The organism is Bacillus sp. CGMCC 1.60114 (assembly GCF_042676365.1).
GTDB classification, from domain to species: Bacteria; Bacillota; Bacilli; order Bacillales; family Bacillaceae_G; genus Bacillus_A; species Bacillus_A rhizoplanae_A.
Map to the genome: position 1 here is coordinate 213545 of NZ_JBHTHG010000007.1, position 18392 is coordinate 231936.

Annotated in this window: 16 protein-coding genes and 1 other annotated feature; of the genes, 3 read left to right on the forward strand and 13 right to left on the reverse strand. The window is 38.5% G+C overall.

Annotated elements, in window-relative coordinates; all coding sequences use genetic code 11:
- Positions 1–26: 26 nt before the first annotated feature.
- Complete coding sequence (locus ACFQZ1_RS04260) at positions 27–668, forward strand: RsfA family transcriptional regulator (RefSeq protein WP_377880847.1); 642 nt, start codon at positions 27–29, stop codon at positions 666–668.
- 132 nt (positions 669–800) lie between these two features.
- Here ACFQZ1_RS04260 and ACFQZ1_RS04265 read toward each other — a convergent pair whose 3' ends face one another.
- The 11 genes from ACFQZ1_RS04265 to ACFQZ1_RS04315 form a co-directional block, all read right to left on the reverse strand.
- The gene (locus ACFQZ1_RS04265) at positions 801–1568 is read right to left on the reverse strand and encodes a tRNA threonylcarbamoyladenosine dehydratase (RefSeq protein ID WP_377880848.1); all 768 of its coding nucleotides are present in this window, start codon (positions 1566–1568) and stop codon (positions 801–803) included.
- A 132-nt stretch (positions 1569–1700) separates the two neighbouring features.
- Positions 1701–3476, reverse strand: a complete 1776-nt coding sequence (gene aspS / locus ACFQZ1_RS04270; RefSeq protein WP_377880849.1) for an aspartate--tRNA ligase — start codon at positions 3474–3476, stop codon at positions 1701–1703.
- Positions 3477–3489: 13 nt separating this feature from the next.
- Complete coding sequence (gene hisS, locus ACFQZ1_RS04275) at positions 3490–4761, reverse strand: histidine--tRNA ligase (RefSeq protein WP_377880850.1); 1272 nt, start codon at positions 4759–4761, stop codon at positions 3490–3492.
- A 66-nt stretch (positions 4762–4827) separates the two neighbouring features.
- Positions 4828–5057 (reverse strand) — a binding site (T-box leader).
- Between the two features lie 69 nt (positions 5058–5126).
- The gene (locus ACFQZ1_RS04280) at positions 5127–5303 is read right to left on the reverse strand and encodes a hypothetical protein (RefSeq protein ID WP_377880851.1); all 177 of its coding nucleotides are present in this window, start codon (positions 5301–5303) and stop codon (positions 5127–5129) included.
- A 118-nt stretch (positions 5304–5421) separates the two neighbouring features.
- A complete protein-coding gene (gene dtd, locus ACFQZ1_RS04285; protein ID WP_377880852.1) occupies positions 5422–5862 on the reverse strand; it encodes a D-aminoacyl-tRNA deacylase in 441 nt (146 codons plus the stop codon).
- Positions 5863–5878: 16 nt separating this feature from the next.
- Positions 5879–8059, reverse strand: coding sequence for a GTP diphosphokinase (gene relA, locus ACFQZ1_RS04290; RefSeq protein ID WP_377880853.1), 2181 nt, complete (start codon positions 8057–8059; stop codon positions 5879–5881).
- A gap of 352 nt (positions 8060–8411) precedes the next feature.
- Positions 8412–8924, reverse strand: a complete 513-nt coding sequence (locus ACFQZ1_RS04295; protein ID WP_377880854.1) for an adenine phosphoribosyltransferase — start codon at positions 8922–8924, stop codon at positions 8412–8414.
- 47 nt (positions 8925–8971) lie between these two features.
- Complete coding sequence (gene recJ / locus ACFQZ1_RS04300) at positions 8972–11311, reverse strand: single-stranded-DNA-specific exonuclease RecJ (RefSeq protein ID WP_377880855.1); 2340 nt, start codon at positions 11309–11311, stop codon at positions 8972–8974.
- 259 nt (positions 11312–11570) lie between these two features.
- Positions 11571–12464, reverse strand: coding sequence for a cation diffusion facilitator family transporter (locus ACFQZ1_RS04305; RefSeq protein WP_377880856.1), 894 nt, complete (start codon positions 12462–12464; stop codon positions 11571–11573).
- A gap of 106 nt (positions 12465–12570) precedes the next feature.
- Positions 12571–14835 (reverse strand): protein translocase subunit SecDF, encoded by a 2265-nt coding sequence (secDF, locus tag ACFQZ1_RS04310; RefSeq protein ID WP_377880857.1) that lies wholly within the window; start codon positions 14833–14835, stop codon positions 12571–12573.
- Positions 14836–14940: 105 nt separating this feature from the next.
- Entirely contained in the window at positions 14941–15225 is a 285-nt protein-coding gene (locus ACFQZ1_RS04315) for a post-transcriptional regulator (RefSeq protein WP_377880858.1), read from the reverse strand.
- A gap of 121 nt (positions 15226–15346) precedes the next feature.
- Between ACFQZ1_RS04315 and spoVB the strand changes: the two genes are divergently transcribed.
- Complete coding sequence (gene spoVB, locus ACFQZ1_RS04320; protein WP_377880859.1) at positions 15347–16906, forward strand: stage V sporulation protein B; 1560 nt, start codon at positions 15347–15349, stop codon at positions 16904–16906.
- Between the two features lie 31 nt (positions 16907–16937).
- Here spoVB and ACFQZ1_RS04325 read toward each other — a convergent pair whose 3' ends face one another.
- On the reverse strand, positions 16938–17594 hold the full coding sequence (locus tag ACFQZ1_RS04325) for a DUF421 domain-containing protein (RefSeq protein ID WP_377880860.1): 657 nt from the start codon (positions 17592–17594) through the stop codon (positions 16938–16940).
- 114 nt (positions 17595–17708) lie between these two features.
- Here ACFQZ1_RS04325 and ACFQZ1_RS04330 point away from each other — a divergent pair, with 114 nt between their 5' ends.
- Complete coding sequence (locus tag ACFQZ1_RS04330) at positions 17709–18092, forward strand: TIGR04086 family membrane protein (RefSeq protein WP_377880861.1); 384 nt, start codon at positions 17709–17711, stop codon at positions 18090–18092.
- A gap of 30 nt (positions 18093–18122) precedes the next feature.
- On the opposite strand, the gene yajC is transcribed toward ACFQZ1_RS04330, so the two are convergent.
- Positions 18123–18383 carry a preprotein translocase subunit YajC gene (gene yajC / locus ACFQZ1_RS04335; RefSeq protein WP_377880862.1) on the reverse strand — a complete coding sequence of 87 codons (261 nt, stop codon included), beginning with the start codon at positions 18381–18383 and terminating at the stop codon, positions 18123–18125.
- Positions 18384–18392 lie beyond the last annotated feature (9 nt).

Consider the following 18392-nt stretch of genomic DNA (forward strand, 5'->3'; position numbering starts at 1 on the left):
ACGACATGAAATATGGGGGTTTCGCAATGAAAATGCGCCAAGATGCATGGACTGGAGAAGAAGATTTACTTCTAGCAGAAACCGTTTTACGTCATATTCGCGAGGGCAGTACCCAATTAAAAGCATTTGATGAAATTGGCGATCAATTAAACCGAACATCCGCTGCTTGCGGCTTTCGTTGGAATGCAGAAGTTCGGCAAAACTATGAAGAAGCTGTGCAAATTGCAAAAAAACAGCGAAAAGAATTGAAGCGGGCACAAGCAACAGAACAAAAACAGCAAATATCGCGCTTGAAACCGAAAAAAAGTATCGTAATTGATGCTGAGTTTTCAGAAGAACTCAGCGTAAATCAGTCATCGCTTACGATGCAAGATGTAATTTCATTTCTTCAAAACGTTGAACAAAACAATCCACGATTAGAGAAGTTGCAAACTGAAAACGAAACATTACGCCGTCAGCTCGAAAAACTGCGAAAAACAAATCAAGAATTAGAGAAAAAGCTTGAAACGTTGAATAATCAACAACAATCTGTACAAGAAGACTATGAAACACTTGTCAGAATTATGGACCGCGCTCGTAAGCTTGTTATATTAGACGAGCCAAACGAGCATATGGCACCCATTTTCAAAATGGATGAGAACGGAAATCTAGAAATTGTTTCACAATAAAGTAAAACTTCCATGAGTGAGGGGTTATCCCCTATCCATCTTCCTCGCTTCTCTGTGAATCTTGAGGTGGGTATCTTACTGCTCGTGAATAGCGGGATAAAAAAAGAGAGATGCATATGCATCTCTCTTTTTTTATTCTTGTCCTACACGTTTTACTTCTATATCCTTCAAACGTTCACGCACAACATGACTTGCCATAACTAAGCCAGCCACAGACGGAACGAATGCGTTAGAGGAAGGTGGTAATTTCGCTTTGCGAATTTTCGCATTTTCATCTGGAACGATTTCTTTTCGAATGTCTTCACGAATCACAATCGGATTTTCGTCAGAGAATACAACTTTCACACCTTTTTTAATGCCCTCTTTACGAAGCTTCGTACGAATTACCTTTGCAATTGGATCTGTATGTGTTTTTGAAATATCAGCAATGCGGAAACGAGTTGGATCCATTTTATTTGCTGCGCCCATACTTGAAATGATTTTAATTTTACGTCGCAAGCACTGTTTAATTAAATGAATTTTGAACGTAATTGTATCAGATGCATCCACTACGAAATCTAAACCATGCTTAAAGAACTCTTCGTATGTTTCATCTGTATAAAACATTTCTAATGCGATAACTTCGCAGTCTGGGTTAATGTCCGCAATACGCTCTTTCATTAATTCTACTTTTGAACGACCCACAGTAGAAAGTAACGCATGAATTTGACGATTAACATTTGTAATATCTACAACGTCTTTATCAACTAATACAAGACGACCGACGCCGGAACGCGCTAGCGCTTCTGCTGCAAACGAACCAACGCCGCCAATTCCTAAAATACCAACCGTACTATTTTTTAATATTTCAATACCTTCTTTTCCGAAGGCTAATTCATTACGTGAAAATTGATGTAACATGCGGTCTACACTCCTATTACAAAAATGGTCTACCATGTATTCTAGCGTTTTTCCGACTATTTGTATAGAAAAAGTTATATACCAAAACAAAAAATCCTAGATGGAGTTAGTATGCCCATCTAGGATTCGTTCTTACTTCTCTTCTTTGACTTTTAATTGTAAGTAAAGCTCTTCAAGCTGTGCATCTGCAACTGGGCTCGGTGCTTCTGTTAATAAGCAGCTTGCGCTTGCTGTTTTCGGGAATGCAATTGTATCACGAAGGTTCGTACGACCTGCAAGTAACATAACAAGACGGTCTAAACCTAACGCAATTCCTCCGTGCGGCGGTGTGCCATATTCGAACGCTTCCAATAAGAAACCAAATTGTTCTTGTGCTTCTTCTTGTGAGAAACCAAGTGCTTTGAACATTTTTTCTTGTACATCACGCTCGTAAATACGAAGTGACCCACCACCAAGCTCATAACCGTTTAATACAAGGTCATATGCTTGTGCACGCGCTTTTTCCGGTGCTGTTTCTAATAGCTCAACATCTTCACGGAATGGCATTGTGAATGGGTGATGCGCTGCGAAGTAACGATCTGCATCTTCATCATACTCAAGAAGCGGCCAATCTGTTACCCATAGGAAGTTGAATTTGCTTTCATCAATTAACTCAAGCTCTTTACCGAGACGTAAACGAAGTGCTCCTAAGCTATCCGCAACAACGCTCTTCTTATCAGCAACAAATAATAATAAGTCACCAGCATTCGCTTCTAATGTGCTCATAAGTGCATTTGCATCTTCTTCGTTAAAGAATTTTGCGATTGGGCCTTTTAAGCCATCTTCTTCAACTTTTAACCAAGCTAATCCTTTTGCTCCATATACTTTTACGAATTCTGTTAATGCATCAATGTCTTTACGAGAATATTTGCTCGCTGCACCTTTTGCATTAATTGCTTTCACTTGCCCACCGCTTTCTACAGCGCTTGTAAACACTTTAAAACCGCAGTCTGCTGCAAATTCTGATAGATCAATAAGCTCCATCGCAAAACGTGTATCTGGCTTATCCGAACCGTAGCGAGCCATTGCATCTGCATATGTCATGCGCGGGAATGGCGCGTTAATTTCTACACCTTTTGCTTCTTTCATAACTTTCGTCATCATGCGTTCCATCATTTCTAGAATTTCTTCTTGTGTTAAGAATGATGTCTCAATGTCGACTTGTGTAAATTCCGGCTGACGGTCTGCACGTAAGTCTTCATCACGGAAGCAACGTGCCACTTGATAATAACGCTCAAATCCGCCGACCATAAGAAGCTGCTTAAATAACTGCGGAGATTGCGGAAGTGCATAAAATTCTCCTTCATGCACACGACTTGGTACTAAATAATCACGAGCTCCTTCTGGTGTGCTTTTCGTTAAAATCGGTGTTTCAACTTCTAAGAAATCTTCACGATCTAAGAAGTTACGAATTGTTTTTGTTACGTCGTGACGCATTTTAAATGTATTGTACATAACTGGACGACGTAAATCTAAGTAACGATACTTTAGGCGAACATCTTCTGATGCATCTGTATCATCTGTAATCATAATCGGTGGTGTTTTTGCTGCATTTAGTACGTTTACTTTCGTAGCTTGTACTTCAATACGACCTGTTGCCATATTTTCATTAATTGCACCAGCCGCGCGCTCAACAACTGTTCCTTCTACGTGCAGCACATATTCACCGCGAATCGTTTCTGCTACTTCTAGCGCTTCCTTTGAAGTCTCTGGACTAAATACAACTTGAACAATACCTGTACGGTCACGCAAGTCAATGAAAATTAATCCACCTAAATCACGGCGCTTTTGTACCCAACCTTTTAACTGAACCGTTTGTCCAACTGCTTCTACTGTTACTTTTCCACATGCATGTGTTCTTTCAGCCATTTTCGCTCTCCCCCTATAGTGACTTTTCTGCTACGTAAGAAGCAAATACATCTAACGCAACTTCTTCTTGTTCGCCCGTTGCCATATCTTTTAAATTGATAATGCCTTTTTCTAATTCATCATCACCTAATACAGCTACATATTTTGCACTTAGACGATCCGCTGATTTAAACTGCGCCTTCATTTTACGATCTAAGTAATCTTTTTCAACCGCTAATCCAGCCTTACGAAGATCAAAGACAATTTTTGCAGCATGATTTTTCGCTTTTTCACCAAGTGCTACAACATAACAATCAATATGATGAGCAATTGGTAATTCAATATTCTCAGCTTTCAGCGCCATAATTAAACGTTCGATACTCATCGCAAAACCAATACCAGGCATTTCTGGTCCGCCGATTTCTTGTACAAGTCCGTTATAACGACCACCGCCGCTTAACGTCGTAATCGCTCCAAAACCTTCCGCTTCGCTCATAATTTCAAATACAGTGTGCTGATAATAATCTAAACCGCGCACAAGGTTTGGATCTTTCTCAAATGGAATACCCATCATTGTTAATAGTTCTTGTACTTTTTCATAGTACGCGCTTGATTCTTCGTTTAAGTATTCTGTAATAGACGGTGCTGTGTTCATCAATTCATGATTGCGATCTTTTTTACAATCTAAAATACGAAGTGGGTTTTTCTCTAAACGAGATTGGCAATCTGAACAGAACTCACCAATGCGAGGCTCAAAGTGTGCAATTAATGCATCACGATGTGCTTTACGGCTCGCTGCATCACCTAAGCTATTTAGAACAACTTTTATATTCTTTAAGCCCATACCGCGGTAAAACTCCACAGCAAGTGCAATTACTTCCGCATCAATTGCTGGATCATTACTGCCAATCGCTTCAATACCAAACTGAACAAATTGACGGTAACGACCTGCTTGTGGTCTTTCATAACGGAACATCTGCCCGATATAATATAATTTCGTTGGCTGTGTAGCATCACCAAACATTTTATTTTCCACATAAGAACGTACAACCGGCGCTGTTCCTTCTGGACGAAGCGTTAAGCTGCGCTCTCCGCGATCTTCAAATGTGTACATTTCTTTTTGCACGATATCTGTCGTATCCCCAACACCGCGTAAAAATAATTCTGTGTGTTCAAAAATTGGTGTACGAATCTCCTTATAGTTGTAACGACGACAAATTTCACGTGCTTGTCCTTCAATATACTGCCATAGTTCAACAGTACCAGGAAGGATATCTTGCGTTCCGCGTGGGATTTGAATAGACATATTCAGTTCCTCCTCATTTTTTCAATAATAATAAAAATAAAAAACTCCCGCCTCTACTGATTCTACAGTAGGGACGAGAGTATAATACCCGTGGTGCCACCCTAATTGAAGCACGTATGCTTCCACTTTTTTAATAACGCTTAAATTGCGTTCGACCTCTACTAAGCAACGTGCCGTTCAAGACGAAACCTACAGAGTGTCATTCGATCAGTCATCATGCAGAAATGTTTTCAGCCCTAGACATTTCCTCTCTTTTCATGTGTCTCTCATCTACTCTTCTCTATCATCGGTTTATAACATATGTAACTGTAAAAAGACGAATTTGTTTACTACTATACGGTTATTCACAAATGTTGTCAAGGTTCTCAAGAACGACCAAGATGTTTCTTTAATGTTTTCACATCTTTTAACGAAATGCCAAATTCAGAAGCAAGTTCAAGCGATGTATTTTGCGATTCTTTTGAGATAAACTCATGAAAATTCACATTAAACAATTGATTCGCTCCGTTAGTAGCAGCGTTTCCTTTCTCATTCATACGCATATGCATATCCCTCACATTCAATAGTGGAATTCTAATGACTAGTGTTCCATATTGATATGTAGGTTATACGCTGTTACAAAAAAGAGAGGAGAACATATCCCCCTCTCTTCCACCATCACTATTTACTCTCTACAATCAACGTCACCGGACCATCATTGATTAATTGAACGTCCATCATCGCTCCAAATTGTCCTGTTTCTACATGCAGCCCTTGTTTACGAAGTTCTTCATTAAAGAAATCGTATAAACGCTCTGCATAGTCAGGCTTTGCTGCATCCATAAAGTTTGGTCTTCTCCCTTTTCGGCAATCTCCGTATAACGTGAACTGCGAAATGGAAAGAACTTGTCCACCAACGTCTAATACAGAATAATTCATTTTTTCGTTTTCATCTTCAAAAATACGTAAGTTCGCAATTTTTTCAGCGATATAAGTAGCATCCTTTTCTGTATCTTCATGTGTGATTCCAACTAATAGCGTTAAGCCGAAAGGAATTTGTCCTACAATTTCACCGTTTACTGTTACAGATGCTTCTTTTGATCGCTGTAAGACAACTCTCATCTATATTCACTCCCTATTAATGCATCATGCGGCGCACCGCATAAATTTCCGGAACTCGTTTAATGCGCTCTACAACTTTTTTCAAATGCTGTAAGTTATGAATAGAAATAGACATATGAATTGTTGCCATTTTATTGCGGTCGCTTCTTCCTGAAACAGCCGAAATATATGTTTTCGTTTCTGTTACAGCTTGCAATACTTCATTTAGTAAACCGCGGCGATCATATCCTGAAATTTCAATATCAACATTGTATTCAATTTCTTTTTCCGGACTGCCTTCCCACTCTACGTCCAGCAATCTCTCTTGCGCTTCTTCTGTATGAACATTTACGCAGTCTGTACGGTGAATCGATACACCGCGGCCTTTCGTAATATAGCCAATGATGTCATCGCCTGGAACTGGATTGCAACACTTTGATAAGCGGATAAGTAAATTATCAGTACCACTTACCTTTACACCAGAATCCCATTTTCGAATTTTCATCGGTTTCCGAACTTCTTTTACTTCCGTTATTTCTTCTTCACGTTGCTTGCGGAATTTATCTGTTAAGCGCGTCACAATTTGAGATGCGGTAATACCGTTATAGCCAACTGCTGCAAACATATCTTCTGCATTCGCAAAATTAAATTTCTCAGCTACGCGTTTTAAGTTATCAGATGCTAATACTTCTTTCATTTCATACTCAAGGCCTCGCACCTCTTTTTCAACAAGCTCGCGACCTTTTTCAATATTCTCATCACGGCGCTGCTTTTTGAAAAATTGACGAATTTTATTTTTCGCATGCGATGTTTGAGCTAATTTCACCCAGTCCTGACTCGGGCCATATGAATGCTTAGATGTTAAAATTTCAATGATGTCACCTGTTTTTAATTTATAATCAAGAGTCACCATTTTACCGTTTACTTTTGCACCAATCGTTTTATTCCCTATTTCAGAGTGAACACGGTAAGCAAAGTCAATTGGAACAGAACCAAGCGGCAATTCCATTACATCTCCTTTTGGTGTAAAGACAAACACCATATCAGAGAATAAATCAATTTTTAAGGATTCCATAAATTCTTCTGCATTTGAGGCTTCATTTTGCCATTCTAAAATTTGACGGAACCACGTTAATTTTTTCTCAAGCGTTCCTGTTGTGTCAACCGCTTGTCCTTCTTTATATGCCCAGTGTGCCGCAATTCCGTATTCTGCGATTTCATGCATTTCTTTCGTGCGAATTTGCACTTCAAGCGGATCACCTTTCGGTCCAATTACTGTTGTATGCAGCGACTGATACAAGTTTGCTTTTGGCATTGCAATATAATCTTTAAAACGGCCTGGCATCGGTTTCCAACACGTGTGAATAATACCTAGAACTGCGTAGCAATCTTTAATACTATTTACGACAACACGAACAGCTAGCAAATCATAAATTTCATTGAATTGCTTATTTTGCATTGCCATTTTACGGTAAATACTGTAAATATGCTTTGGACGACCAGAAATCTCCGGTTGAATCGCCACTTCTTTTAACTTGTCACGAATTTCTGTCATAACTTCATCTAAATATTCTTCACGTTCGGCACGCTTGCGTTTCATTAAATTGACAATACGATAATATTGCTGCGGATTTAAATAACGAAGCGCTGTATCTTCTAGTTCCCACTTAATCGTATTAATCCCGAGTCTATGTGCTAATGGTGCGAAAATTTCCAATGTTTCATTTGCAATGCGACGCTGCTTTTCTTGCGGTAAATGTTTCAGCGTACGCATATTATGAAGACGGTCAGCTAGCTTAATTAAAATCACTCGAATATCTTGCGCCATTGCAATAAACATTTTTCGATGATTTTCCGCTTGTTGCTGCTCATGTGATTTATATTTAATTTTCCCAAGCTTTGTGACACCATCAACAAGCATCGCAATCTCTTTTGTAAATTCACGTTCAATATCTTCTAATGTTACCTCTGTATCTTCTACTACATCATGTAAAAAGCCGGCAGATACAGTAGACGGATCCATTTGTAAATCAACTAAAATACCTGCTACTTGAATCGGATGAATGATATATGGTTCCCCTGATTTTCGGTATTGCTCACTATGTGCGGCACGCGCAAATTCATAAGCGCGCGCAACAAGATTGATATCATCATCTTGTAAATATTGACCTGCTCTCTCCAGTACCTGTTCAGCTGTTAGCACTTGTTCATTTGCCATCTAATCACCTTTTATTGAAGATTCATAATCTCTTTCCTTGCCAATTAGAATAATTTTTATCTTATCATTATAACGCAATGATTGTGAATTGTGAAAAGGAAAAGATTTTAGAAACATTTCACTTTACTTTTTGATAAAGTGAACCTTCCATCAACGGAGATTCATTCCCACTGATGGTTAGTTGAGCCAATCGGACACATGCCAGCAGTTCTCCCTCACCTATCTTCTTCCGGTTTTTCTCTAAACCTTGAAATGGAGGCTTACTGCCGACAAATAGCAGGGTGCATATATAAAAATACCCGATCCTCTCAAAGAGATTCACGGGTACTCCTTTATGTCGCCCTGTTTACAATTAATATTTTTCTAATACTAATACATCATAACCGTCTAACATTTTACGGCCATCTAAGTAAGTCAGCTCTACTAAAAATGCAATCCCTGCAACAATACCACCAAGTTCTTCTACTAATTTAATTGTCGCTTCAATTGTTCCACCTGTAGCTAATAAGTCATCTGTAATTAATACTCGTTGACCAGGTCTAATCGCATCTTTATGAATTGTTAAAACATCTTTACCATACTCTTTACCGTAATCTACTTTGATTACTTCACGTGGTAATTTACCTAATTTACGAACTGGTGCAAAACCCACTTCTAATGCGTAAGAAACTGGACATCCAATAATAAAACCACGAGCTTCTGGTCCTACTACAAGGTCGATATTTCTTTTTTTTGCATACTCAACGATTGCATCCGTTGCTGCTTTGTATGCTTTTCCATCATTCATTAAAGGTGTAATATCTTTAAAGACAATACCTTCTTTCGGATAATCCGGTACAATTGCAATATGTTGCTTGAAATCCATATTTATGAATCCTCCTCAAATATAAAAAGGTTGTAAATACAAATCCTTTATCCTAACTGTTCTACTTCTTTATGATTACGAATCGTTTCAAACCATGCATATAATTGCTGATATGTGCTATAAACCAGTTCCTTTTCTAATTGTAAATGGTTTATTTTCTCACGATACGTGTTTGATTCAGTTAAATCACGCTTTTTCATTTCTTCTGCCATAAAAATGACACCGTCTTTTATTGTAACAAATTCTAACTCAAAAAACACCTGTGTCATGAAATTTACTGTATCTTTTGACCAACCTTTATGACGACAAAGTTGCTCTCCGTATTGTCGAAGAGAGAATGGTGCTTTTTGATGTAAAAATGAATAGTACCATTTAAAATGTTCCCTCGTTGGAACAGTACTAAATAAATGATTGTTTTCTTGATAAAAAACAGTATAAATACGGTCTGGAAACCCTTTTTCACATACGCGCTTTAAATCTTCTGTCGCATCTGGTAAATCAAGAACAACAACGTAACGACCTTCTAATGTTGTCACTTCTTTAGCGTGTACGAGATAATCTGTATACGCTTCTAAAGAAAACTTTTGCAATGCTTCTTCCTTAAAATACATGATTGTCAGCTTATCACGTGAAAGATCGGCTAGATTTGCTTCTACATTACGCATGCTGCGCCAATCAAATAATTGCCAAGCTTCTACAGCAATATCTTGAATCATAATTTGCGGTTTACGGAAATTATTCCATTCATTAATAGAAGCTTCTCCAACGATAGATACGTGCGCTACAGGAGAAATTTCTTTTGCCAATGCGCCAAAGCCAAAGCCAACGCTATCTAATGTTGCTTGTCCATCACGAAGGGTCATTTTCAAATGCGAACCATCAGAACCAATTGCACGAATACTTTCAAGACCTGCATCCTTCACAGCGATGCGTGGCTTTGGATTTCCAATCCCAAACGGAGCAAGCTTTTGCATTTCTTCAATTGCAGCAAGCGTCACATCTTCCACTTTACACACTACATCTACTGCAGTAACTGGAATAAAATCTTCATCTGATAGCTGAGCCGCAGCTTGCTCATTTAAGCGTCGGCGCAGTTCATCGACATCATTCATACTAAGAGTCATACCAGCAGCCATTGGATGTCCGCCAAAATGCGGTAAAATGTCCCGGCAATCTGATAAATTGGCATACAAATCAAAGCCTTCAATACTACGCGCAGATCCTTTTGCCGTCCCTTTTTCGGGATCAATGCTTAATACAATTGTCGGACGATAAAAGCGATCTATGAGCTTTGAAGCAACAATCCCAATTACACCTGGATTCCAACCTTCTTTTGCAAGAACTAATACTTTATTCTCTTCTGGCGGATAATGTGCTTCCACTTCCGCAATTGCTTCTTCCGTAATTTTTTTTACAATATCTTTTCGCAATTTGTTCAGTTCATCGATTTCTTGTGCAAGTTCTTTTGCTTCTTCTACATCTTCTGACAGTAGTAAATGTACGGCTGGCGTTGCATCTTCTAAGCGCCCAACTGCATTAATGCGTGGTCCAATCGCAAAACCAACACTCTCTTCTGTAATTTCACCTTGCGAAATATTAGCAACTTTGAACAGTGCTTGTAATCCTACTCGCTGCGTTGTTCGCAACTTTTTCAATCCACGCTGCACAAGCAGGCGGTTTTCACCATAAAGAGGCACTAAATCCGCTACTGTACCAATAACTACAATTTCTAATAAATGTTCTGGTACACTCCCAAGCAATGCATGAGCAACTTTAAACGCAACGCCAACACCTGCTAAATAGTGAAATGGATACACACCACCGTCTAACTTCGGATGAATAATTGCTAAAGCTTCCGGTAATTCTGGCGGTGGCTCATGATGATCGGTAATAATTAAATCAATGCCTAGTTCCTTTGCAACCTGAGCTTCATGAACAGCTGCAATTCCTGTATCAACCGTAATAATAAGCGAGAAGCCAGCACGATGAGCCCAGCGAAATGCTTCTTCATTCGGTCCATATCCTTCTGTAAATCGGTTCGGAATATAAAACTCTACATCCGCCCCAAGTTCTTGCAATGCTAAAAATAAAACGGTTGTACTGCTAACACCGTCCGCATCATAATCACCAAAAATTAAAATTTGCTCTCCATTCTGAATAGCTTGTTGCACACGTTCTACCGTACGTTCCATACCTTCAAGTAAAAATGGATCATGAAATTCTTGCTGTTCTGTATTTAAAAAATCCAAAATCTTTTCTTCTGTATCTAAACCTCTATTTAATAATAGCGAGGTAACAAGAGGCGACAATTGAAGTTTATTTGTCAATTGTCCTACAAGTTCCTCATTATTACACTTTTCTTTCCAACGCGTCTTCGCTTGTAACAACGAAATCACCCCTTAACCTATCCATTATACTAGACAGACTAAGGGGTGACAATAAAGTGAGACTTCTATTTTTGGAGCGCCCTTTTCCAAAAATGGTTAGTCGAACCAATCGGGCTCTTAGGGACAGTTCCTTCTCTGCATTCACTACAGCTCTACTGTCCCTTTGAGCGGGATAAAGCGAAACTTCCTTTAGCGTTTTTTGCTAAAGGTTAGCCCTGCCAATCGGACTCTTACGGGCAGTTTTTCTCCTTCTCTTACATTAATCAGGAGAATATGGATTAATGTGCACGAAAACATTTTGCACATTGTCTTGCTGCATGAGCACTTCTTTCACATGTTTACCAATGCGATGTCCATCTTCTACCGTAATGTACGGATCAACAGACACTTTAATATCAACAATAACATAGTGTCCATGCTCTCTTGCGTATAGCGAACCTATTTTCTTTACTCCTTCCACTTGCATAACGGCTTCCCTCATCGGAACGATATCTTCCTCATGAAGTACATGATCCAGCGTTGTATGAATCGCTTCTTTTCCAATATCCCAAGCCATTTTTATAACGAGTAAAGATACAAATAAACCGGCAACTGGATCGGCATATACAAGCCAATCCACCCCCATTTTACTTCCTATAATCGCCGCTCCAATCCCAATTAAAGCCGCAAATGATGAGAATACATCCGAACGATGCTCATACGCGTTTGCAATAATGGCATCACTTTTTATCCTTTTACCTAACTTATATTTGTAGCGAAACATCGCTTCTTTCACAACAATGGAAAGAAGCACAGCAATAACAGTAATCCAGCGTGGTGGCTCTAGCACTTGTGTAAAAGCTTTAATAGAAGAGATAACAATTTCAATTCCGACAATAAATAAAAGAACAGCTACGATAATCGCTGAGATCGATTCCGCTTTTCCATGTCCATATGGATGATCGTCATCAGGCGGTTGCTTTGCTGCCTGCAGTCCAAAAAGAACCGCTAACGAGCCAATGACGTCCGAACCAGAATGAACAGCATCTGCCATAAGCGCCTTACTATTCCCAACATATCCAATAATCGCTTTTATAATTGCAAGCACAATATTACCGACAATTCCAACAATCGCTCCAAATTCCGCTTGTTTAAAACGTTCATCTTTTTCCATAACCGAAATCCTTTCTTTCGCCAACCTACACTTTATTTTATCCCCGAACAAAAAAGAAATGCCTACAATGAGGCATCTCTTTTTATTCAAACTTAAGTGATTTTACTTATACTTGCGGTTCAGACGTATTTACTTCAACTTTCTTCTGACCTTTTCCTTTTTTCAAACGACGGCTTTCAAGCATCAGCCAAATTTGGGATGCAACGAAAACTGAAGAATACGTACCAACAATTAAACCGACAAATAATGCAATTGAGAAGTTTCGCAATGACTCACTGCCAAAAATTAATAATGTTATAACAGGTAGTAACACTGTCATGACCGTATTAATAGAACGACCGATCGTTTGACGAATACTAGAATTCACAATCTCTTCTAAATCACTTACAGTACGAATTTTTTGTTTCTGTTTATATAACTCACGGTTTCGGTCAAACGTAACAATCGAGTCATTAATAGAATAACCGATAATCGTTAACACTGCTGCGATAAACGTTAAATCAACTTCTAGGTGAAGTAAGCTAAATACAATGATAATGAAGAACGCATCATGTAACAATGCTAACACTGCCGATAACGCATATGTGAAGCGGAAACGAATACTCACATATAAAATGATAACAAGAGAAGCAATTAGCACTGCAATAAGTGCATTTCGTGCAATTTCTTTTCCAATTGTCGGAGAAACTGTACTTACGTTTGGTTCTGTACCATATTTATCATGGTAGAATGTTTTCACTTTCGCAATATCGTCTTTTGATAGTACACCAATTGTCCGAACAGCAAATCCTTTATTATCAGTACCTGTCGGCACGATATCTTCTTTCTTCACATCTACTTTTAAATCATGTAACTCTTGTTGTACTTGTGAAACCGTTATGGATTGATTTGTTTTAATGTCCATGCGCGTACCGCTTGCAAAGTCAATCCCAAGATTCAATTTAAAGATTGGTAAAATAATCGCACCTAGAATCATCACAACAACAGAGAACCAGAAAAACTTATGTCCAATATTAACAAAGTTAACACGGTCAAATTTCGTTGGTGCATGTTCTACACCTTTGGATAACGGAATGATTTCTTTCGGTTTTACACCAAAGTAAGAATATTTTTTATCAAAGTAACGACTCTTTACAAGTAAGCCAAGTAAGAAGCGCGTACCGTATACATTTGTAAGGAAGCCGACGAAAATACTCACAATTAAACTTGTCGCAAATCCTTTAACAGAGCTTGTACCGTATGCAAATAAGACAGCAGCTGCCGCAAGTGTTGTAACATTCGCATCTAAAATCGTTGATAACGAACGCTGATTACCTGCGCGATATGCTGACAACATCGATTTTCCGATGCGCAGTTCTTCTTTTAGCCTTTCATATGTAATAACGTTTGCATCAACCGCAATTCCGACCCCGAGCACTAGTGCCGCTATACCCGGTAAGGTTAGAACCGCGTGCATCCAATTGAATACGAGTAACGTTATGTAAATATATAAACCAAGCATGATTACCGCTACAAGACCTGGTAGACGATAGAATACAATCATAAATAAGAAAATAAGAGCGATACCAATCGCACTTGCAAAAATTGTTTTTTGCAATGCTTGCTCTCCAAATTTTGCTCCAACAGAAGTTGAATATACCTCTTTTAAATCAACAGGAAGTGCCCCAGCATTTAACAAATCTGAAAGTTGCTTTGCACTTTCTACTGTAAAGTTTCCACCAACAATAGATACTTCCGCTTGATTAAATACTTGATTCACAGTAGCTGCTGATAAATATTTTGGCTTCGGCTTCGCTGCTTCTGCCTTGTAAGAATCTTTTCCTTCTTCAAAATCAAGCCAAATCACCATTAAATTTGTTGGTTGCGGCATGCTAGATACTTTTTCAGTTACTGCACGGAACTTATCAGCACTCTTTAATTTTAGGCTAACGCTTGGACGGCCTTGTTCATCAAACGTTTGCTTTGCTCCATTCGTCGCTAAATCTGAACCATCCATAAGAATGTTATCATTTACATCACGAAATGTTAATTTCGCTTGCGTCGATAACACGTCTCGTGCTTGCTTCTGATCTTTTACTCCAGCAAGCTGCACACGAATACGATCATTTCCTTCAATTTGGATATTCGGTTCACTTACACCAAGAACGTTTACACGTTTTTCTAGTGCACCAACCGTACTCACAAGGGTATCATGGGTAATTTTATCCCCTTTTTTCGCTGGCTTTACTTCATATAAAATTTCAAAACCGCCTCGAAGATCAAGCCCGAGGTTAATTCCTTTTGTAATGTTTTTTGTCGTTGTTCCAATGATTCCTCCAATTAATAACACAACGAGGAAAAAGGCAACGATCCTACTGCTTCGCTTTGCCATATGTTTCTTGTTCCTCCTTTGAACAAAGGCCCTTGTTCCAAAATCACCTCTTTATCAATACTCATTATTATACTGCAAGAGGAAGAACAAACCAATTACAACCTGTTATTTATTTTCATATTCTTCGAACGACCAAAGCGGTGCTTGATACGCCTTCATCGTTAAAAATGTCATGTAATCGTTAGGTGTTAATGTTAACACATCATTTACAAGCTCATACAATCTGACATCGCTAGCTACTTTTTTCCACTTTCGGGTCTTTAAACATTTCCAAACGTCTTCCATTGTAACACGATCGTAGCCGAGCATTTGAAACTCTTCTACTTTGCTTTCTAAGACGATTCTTAACTGTTCCCGGTATGCCTCGATTAACTCTTCTTTTCCAACCACTTCCAGTTCATCTCCTTCTTATCTCACGTTCCTTATTTCAAATGCTTGTCATGCTTGCCTTATAAATGCATATAAATTATTGTAAATCATTCCATTGATTTTGAGAAGGTAGGAGAAAACTATGACGAAACAAACCTTTTTACGAGGCGCTTTTATTTTAATGTTCGCTGGTTTTATCACGAAAATTTTAGGCTTCATTAATCGCATTGTAATGGCACGCATTTTAGGAGAAGAAGGTGTTGGACTATATATGATGGCTGTTCCAACATTTATATTAGCTATCACCATTACGCAAATCGGTCTCCCAGTTGCCATTGCAAAACTAGTCGCTGAAGCAGAAGCTAAACATGATAAACAACAAGTAAAAAAAATATTAACTGTTTCATTAGCCATTACCTCTGTCATTAGTATTCTATTAACAGTCGGAATTATGCTTCTTGCTCCTTTATTAGCAGAAACATTATTAACTGATAAAAGGACCTATTATCCATTAATCGCTATTTTACCTGTTGTACCTGTTATTGCTGTTTCCTCTGTGCTGCGCGGTTATTTCCAAGGAAGACAAAATATGAAGCCAAGCGCCTACGCACAAGTACTAGAACAAGTTGTTCGCATTACAATTATTGCAGTATGCATCCGCTTTTTCTTACCATATGGAGTAGAATACGCTGCAGCGGGCGCAATGCTATCCGCTGTGCTCGGAGAAGTCGCTTCCCTCTTATTTCTGTTAACGCTGTTTCAAAGAGAAAAGCATCTTTCCATTCGATCTCATTTTGTAAGTACCGTGAAAGAAAGCAAAGGTACTTTTTATTCTTTAATGGATATTGCACTTCCTACAACAGGAAGCCGTTTAATCGGATCCATTTCTTATTTTTTCGAACCGATTGTTGTCATGCAAAGTTTAGCAATTGCCGGAGTTGCAGCCTCTATTGCAACGCAGCAATACGGTATATTAAATGGATATGCCTTTCCACTTTTGTCTCTGCCAGCTTTTATTACCTACGCTCTTTCAACGGCGCTCGTTCCTTCCATTAGCGAAGCAAACGCCAAAAAGCAGCACCGTTTAGTAGAGCATAGATTGCAGCAAGCAATACGTATCTCTCTTATTACAGGAGGATGGTCTGTTGTTATTCTATACGTATTCGCCGCACCGATTTTAACTCTTATGTACGGTTCAGACAGTGCAACCCTTTTCATTCAAGTACTAGCACCTTGCTTTTTATTTCACTATTTTCAAGGACCGCTCACATCGGTATTACAAGCCTTAAATTTGGCGCGTGCTGCGATGATGAACACGTTTATTGGAGCCATTGTGAAATTACTTGTTATTTTCGTCCTTGCCTCGCAGCCAGAATTTCAAATGATGGGCGTGGCACTTGCAATCGCAGCAAATATCGTTACGGTTACCTTACTTCACTATGCAACAGTGTTAAAAAAAATCACGTTTACTATTTATATAAAAGATTATGTATACGGATTGCTTGCCATAATCATTTCCGGAGGAGCAGGTTTCTATATGCATAAACACATCTTCTTTTCGCCTTCACTTGGCATGCAAACATTATGGGAAATACTATTCACTACGGCACTTTATATCTTCCTTTTAATTCTCTTTGGCCTTATTAGAAAACAAGAATTACTTAGACTGCCCATCATTCGTAAATTCTCCTTTTTAAAATAAAAAGTTGCTGCCTATTTTAAGGAGCAACTTTTTATTTATCTTTTAAGTCCACGAAAAACTGGCCATTTTGAAAACTACAATATGAAATGTCTTCAATATCCTTATATCCCAATTTCTTCAGTTTATCTTCCAGCCACATATCAGTATGTTCCATCATGTATAAATGTTTTTTCTGAATTTCTCCATCAATAATAAGCGGAACTGAAAATAATGGTGTGTCATTTTTACTTTTTTTACTTTTTTGTTTTTCAAATACCGATAATCTTCCAGATGGCTCTAAAATGGCATATTCCACGTCACGTATATCACCAATACTTTGCTCACGCAGTTGCATAAGTAAATCATCCATATTATAACGCTGTTTACGCATTTGCTTCTCATCGATTTTCCCCTCGCGCACGATAATAGCCGGTTCCCCTTCTAATACATGACGAAGACGCTGGCTTTTTAGCGAGATAAAAGATAAAGCAATTTGAATAATCATAATAAGCACCATCGGAACAAGTTGATGCCACATTGCCTTATCCATATTTTCAATCGCAATAACTGCCATTTCACCAAGCATAATAAAAACGACTAAGTCCAAAACGCTCAATTCCCCAATCTCACGTTTTCCCATTAGACGAAAAATAATTAACATGACACTATATAAGACAATTGTTCGAAAGACAATTTGAAGTAGTTCCATCTTTTATTTCCTTTCTCCTTTCAATTCCTACATATTAGTTTCCCCGTACAAAAAGAAACTAGTCTAACTTAGCAAAAGAAGAAATATGCTTGTATTAGAAAGGAGAGATGCTCTATGGATGGAACGAAAAAATTATCAATTGCAGTTGGATTCGGCATCGTTACCTTACTGATTTTCGCTAGCTTGACAAGTATTATAATCGCATTATTATTGAAATTTACAAACATAAATGAAAGGACCTTATCTATCTCACTTCTTGTACTCGCGCTTGTATCGACAGTAATTGCGGGATTTGTTGCTGGAGTAAAGGCTCAAGGAAAAGGCTGGTTTGTCGGTGGATCGACTGGAGTATCATTTGCTGTTCTCGTATTTCTTGTAAACTATTTAGGCTTTTCATCAGCATTATCAAACGCACAGCTTCTTTACCAACTAGTACTTATTGCTGCAAGTACAATCGGGGGTATACTTGGAGTTAATATCGGTAAACGGACACAATAAAAAAAAGCCCTGCGTTCAGGGCTTTTTTTATTAGTTTTTTACAATTTCACGAATCGCACTGCGATCAAATGTAAGGTGTGAACCACCAGATTTAATCACGATTGTTGTATCAGTTACAGATTCAATTGTACCATGCATGCCGCCAATTGTTACGATTGCATCGCCTTTTTTCAGTTCGCTTTGCATTTGTGCTACTGCCTTTTGACGCTTTTGTTGCGGGCGAATTAATAAGAAGTAGAAAATCACAAACATCGCAACGATCATGATAATATTCATCATACCTGGATTCATCTTTTATTC

Excerpts from the sequence above, each read along its gene's own strand:
- ACFQZ1_RS04260 (WP_377880847.1), top strand. The coding sequence starts at position 27 with ATGAAAATGCGCCAAGATGCATGGACTGGAGAAGAAGATTTACTTCTA.
- ACFQZ1_RS04265 (WP_377880848.1), bottom strand. The coding sequence starts at position 1,568 with ATGTTACATCAATTTTCACGTAATGAATTAGCCTTCGGAAAAGAAGGT.
- aspS (WP_377880849.1), bottom strand. The coding sequence starts at position 3,476 with ATGGCTGAAAGAACACATGCATGTGGAAAAGTAACAGTAGAAGCAGTT.
- hisS (WP_377880850.1), bottom strand. The coding sequence starts at position 4,761 with ATGTCTATTCAAATCCCACGCGGAACGCAAGATATCCTTCCTGGTACT.
- ACFQZ1_RS04280 (WP_377880851.1), bottom strand. The coding sequence starts at position 5,303 with ATGCGTATGAATGAGAAAGGAAACGCTGCTACTAACGGAGCGAATCAA.
- dtd (WP_377880852.1), bottom strand. The coding sequence starts at position 5,862 with ATGAGAGTTGTCTTACAGCGATCAAAAGAAGCATCTGTAACAGTAAAC.
- relA (WP_377880853.1), bottom strand. The coding sequence starts at position 8,059 with ATGGCAAATGAACAAGTGCTAACAGCTGAACAGGTACTGGAGAGAGCA.
- ACFQZ1_RS04295 (WP_377880854.1), bottom strand. The coding sequence starts at position 8,924 with ATGGATTTCAAGCAACATATTGCAATTGTACCGGATTATCCGAAAGAA.
- ACFQZ1_RS04305 (WP_377880856.1), bottom strand. The coding sequence starts at position 12,464 with ATGGAAAAAGATGAACGTTTTAAACAAGCGGAATTTGGAGCGATTGTT.
- secDF (WP_377880857.1), bottom strand. The coding sequence starts at position 14,835 with ATGGCAAAGCGAAGCAGTAGGATCGTTGCCTTTTTCCTCGTTGTGTTA.
- spoVB (WP_377880859.1), top strand. The coding sequence starts at position 15,347 with ATGACGAAACAAACCTTTTTACGAGGCGCTTTTATTTTAATGTTCGCT.
- ACFQZ1_RS04325 (WP_377880860.1), bottom strand. The coding sequence starts at position 17,594 with ATGGAACTACTTCAAATTGTCTTTCGAACAATTGTCTTATATAGTGTC.
- ACFQZ1_RS04330 (WP_377880861.1), top strand. The coding sequence starts at position 17,709 with ATGGATGGAACGAAAAAATTATCAATTGCAGTTGGATTCGGCATCGTT.
- yajC (WP_377880862.1), bottom strand. The coding sequence starts at position 18,383 with ATGAATCCAGGTATGATGAATATTATCATGATCGTTGCGATGTTTGTG.